The organism is Bradyrhizobium zhengyangense, assembly GCF_022012435.1.
GTDB lineage: Bacteria > Pseudomonadota > Alphaproteobacteria > Rhizobiales > Xanthobacteraceae > Bradyrhizobium > Bradyrhizobium zhengyangense.
On the sequence record NZ_JAKLUA010000060.1, the window covers coordinates 1 to 3587 of the forward strand.

Genomic DNA, 3587 nt, shown 5'->3' on the forward strand with positions numbered 1-3587 from the left:
TGGCATGCTCACCACGCATGCGGATGTCCTCAACCCCGACCTGCTCTCGTTCATCAGGTCTTGACGACATCTCTCATCCATTATCGCCTATGGTAGACATTTATGGGCGTATATTGAGGAGGGTCCGCGTTTCGCCGTAGTGACGAAGCAACGAACAGAAGCTCAAACCCTCCTCAAAAATTCATCGGCCAAGGTCTCGATCGAAGCGGCGGCCCTGGCAGCGTTGCTCGGCCTTGAGGTCACTCCGCGTTTGCTCATGGGCGAGATGGACTTGCTGAGACCGAGCCACCTCGTGCTCTCTTGGACGTCCGCTATGGGGCACTTCAAGACATCGCCCGCTGGGTATAGAGAGGACCATCGACCGCCCGGAGACCAGCAAGTGGGCCGAATAGTAGCCTTCCTATGCATCCTAACGACTTTCACAATCATTGTGGTCGCCGCTCCACTCCGGGCTCAAGCAACACCGGAATCGTCAGCGTGCGGATACCTCGCTGGTCTGATCGACAAGGCAGCGCCGTCAGGGCCGTTATTCCTGCCCAGCTATCCGACCGTCGAATCGGGGCCTCTCCATGGCGCCGCCTACCTCTATGATAATGCGGTAGCCGCCATCGCATTGGTCGGTTGCGGCGAGCGAGACAAGGCGTATCGAATTGGCTCGGCGATTCTCTGGGCCATCGATAACGACCGCACCTGGCATGATGGGCGGCTCCGGAACGCATACGCCGCGGGTGTGGTGGCCAGTGGCTCCGCCAAACTTCCGGGTTGGTGGGACATCTCGCAGAACAAGTGGTTGGAAGACCGATATCAGGTGGGCAGCGATGTCGGTAACATGGCATGGGCCATGTTGGCGTTGCTGTCGATTGATGATGTGAACACCGGCTCTCGGTTCCGCGAGGGTGCGACACGGCTGGGCACTTGGGTCGCGCAATGGGCCGACGCGCGCGGCACTGGCGGTTTCACGGGCGGTACGTTTGGGCACGAACCGACGCCCGAGTTGCGGACATGGAAATCAACCGAGCACAATACTGACCTCGCCGCCGCGTTTGGCCTTCTTGCAACCCGCACCGGCGATCCGCGCTGGCGTGATATGGCGACAGCCGCTGAGCGCTTCGTCGATACGATGTGGGATCCGGCATGCGCCTGTTTCGCCGCAGGGACCGCTGAAGACGGCGTCACGCGCAATCCGATTTTGGCCCTTGATGCTCAAGTCTGGCCGTTAACGGCGCTCCCCGGAGCGGCCGAGAAATTTGCACCGGCAATTGCGACCGCCGAACAGCGAATGAGTGTCGACAGGGGCTTTTCCTACGGTGAAGACCGCGACGGTGTGTGGACCGAAGGGACGAGCCAGATGGCTCTCTTGCTGAAATTGCTCGGCAGGACCGGGAGGGCAGAGTCGTTGATCGCTGTCATACAATCCCAGAGGTCGCCGGATGGCGGGTTCTTTGCCACAAGTGTCCGCGCGCTACCGACCGGGTTCATGTTGGATACCGATCCGGCCAAGCCACGCCTCTATTTCCGATTGCCACATCTTGGCGCAGCTTCGTGGGCTGCCCTCGCGGAACGCGGGTTCAATCCCTTTACGGCGACAAAAGGACTTCCGTAGTGAAGGCCGCGCTGCGTTTCTCGGCCTCCGATCTTCTTGATTTCGGTATGTCGGCTACAGGTCAAAAGCGGCCGTCGCGCACCATGCCGTGATTGGTCCGCTAAAGCGCGATGAGATTTGGTTGAATCGTCATCGCGCTTTAGCTCTTTGTATGAGCATGATCTTTTCGGAAAACCGCTTCACACTTTTCCGGATCATGCTCTAAGGGGCCAAAAAGCGACATGGCCGTTTAGTGGGTATGGGGGCGAAGAGACGAAGCCCTTCAAACGGTTGGGGAGGCCGGCGGCGCGGCGTTCAGCAGGTTGGAAAGGGCGGTGACAAGCTGCGCGGGCGCGAACGGCTTCGCCAACATTATGCTGTTAGGGACACCCTGTGACGCCCAATCGTCAGCGTCCTTTCCGCTCATATAAACGATGGGAAAGTTGGGGTCGATTTTTCTAGCGTGGCGTGCGACATGCCACCCGTCTGCCTTTCCGGCACGCAGATTGATGTCTGTGACAAGCGCCCGGTATTTGCCTTCGGCGATATCAAGCAGCTCGATGGCATGCTCGCCAGACGAAGTTATGAAGGCTTCAAATCCTCCGTCGCTGAGGCTTTCCTGGACGATGTTTTGAACATCCTGGTCGTCTTCAACGACCAGGATAAGCAGTTGGCTTGTCATTTGGCGACCCCACGCGCGCCGCCATGACAGCAGCGGGGGTATACGCGGTCAGGGGATCATCGTTCCGAAGAAAGTGCGCAAAAGTGCACATAAATGGAAATCGGCAGTTCGAATTCGACTTGGGCTGACGCGGGTTAGATGCGGATGCCGAATTGGAGCATTCGGCGAGGCTCAGAACACCCTTCGAACGAAGCATGTCTGTTGACGTAACGCCCCGGGACGTCCCTTTTTCGCCGACGAGCGGACATCTCAGCAAGCCGTTGCCAAGTCGGGTAAGGGCCCAGAAGCAGACTGAGCATCCGCACGCGAGCGACGATGTGCCAGCCAATAGTCAATCTGCCAGCCCTCGTAGCCAAGCAATTCGCAAGAGCGCCGTTCATGATCTTCGGACCATGCGTCGAGTTCGTTTGGGAGCGCGAGCATGGCGTCTATCCGCCACTGGTGGTCAGGTAACGCGTAGAGCAGCCTTCGGTGTGGCAGTTCAACGAATTCGCGTCTTATCAACCGACCCGCAGCCAGGTGTCTGTCGAACGTCGGAATATTGACGTCGAACTCGCGGGGGACAAAATTCAGGAAATAGGCGAGAGGCTTGATGCCCCTCAGCATCAGGCAAAGTTCTCTGCCGTTATGTCCCAAGTAGGGCAGTTCAGGAGGTTGCTCTGAACCCATGCCGAGCATGTCGGTCGCGTGCGTGAGGCTACTCACAGTAGAACCAACAGAATTCGCGATAAGGATGCCGCACATCTCAACAGGAGGCTCACGATGTCGACGAACGCAAAGACTGACTTCACGCCGCTGCGCGATGACGAAATGGCCGCCGTCTCCGGCGGACGATGCCCGATTACGAATGGCGAGGACCCACGTTTTCAACTGACCATGCAAGTCATGCAGTACACGTATCGGCAGGCGACCTACTTCGGCAACGGAACCTGTCCGTAAGCAAGGGCGCGAAAACTCAAGCTGTCGCGCACAGCCCCCGAGAGCATGATCCGGAAAAGTGTGCAGCGGTTTTCCGAAAAGATCATGTTCAAAAAACAACCTAAAGCGCGATGACGATTCATCCCAATCTCATCGCGCTTTAGTTGTTTTGGCTGGATCTTGGCGAACTCGCGATGCGAAGGTTCTGGTCCGCCTCCGACAACGGACATTGTAAGACCCTGCCGGCATGTCTCGAACGGGCCAAAGCACAAAGTCGCTGCGCTCCAGCCCGCTGCGCGGGAGCAAGAGCCGAGAGGCCGGTAGCCATTTGAGACGATAGTGGTAGCACTGGAGAGCCCCGTCCTGAGAATCGAGGTGTTGCAACCCTCACTCAGGAAGGAGCTC

The 3587-nt window shown here is 58.2% G+C and carries 4 protein-coding genes; 1 reads left to right on the top strand and 3 read right to left on the bottom strand.

The genetic code is table 11. From position 1 onward, the window contains the following. Nucleotides 1-139: 139 nt before the first annotated feature. Nucleotides 140-1603: a hypothetical protein gene (locus L6637_RS42045; RefSeq protein WP_237874433.1), complete on the top strand. Its 1464-nt coding sequence runs from the start codon at nt 140-142 to the stop codon at nt 1601-1603. A gap of 262 nt (nt 1604-1865) precedes the next feature. Here L6637_RS42045 and L6637_RS42050 read toward each other — a convergent pair whose 3' ends face one another. The 3 genes from L6637_RS42050 to L6637_RS42060 all read right to left on the bottom strand — a co-directional run. Next, nucleotides 1866-2264, bottom strand: a complete 399-nt coding sequence (locus tag L6637_RS42050) for a response regulator (RefSeq protein WP_237874435.1) — start codon at nt 2262-2264, stop codon at nt 1866-1868. A gap of 249 nt (nt 2265-2513) precedes the next feature. Beyond that, a complete protein-coding gene (locus L6637_RS42055; RefSeq protein WP_237874436.1) occupies nt 2514-3134 on the bottom strand; it encodes a hypothetical protein in 621 nt (206 codons plus the stop codon). Between the two features lie 41 nt (nt 3135-3175). Further along, on the bottom strand, nt 3176-3587 hold a 412-nt coding region (locus L6637_RS42060), incomplete at its 5' end, for a hypothetical protein (RefSeq protein ID WP_237874437.1).

Coding starts and splice junctions, on each gene's coding strand:
- L6637_RS42050 (WP_237874435.1), bottom strand. CDS start 2,264: ATGACAAGCCAACTGCTTATCCTGGTCGTTGAAGACGACCAGGATGTT.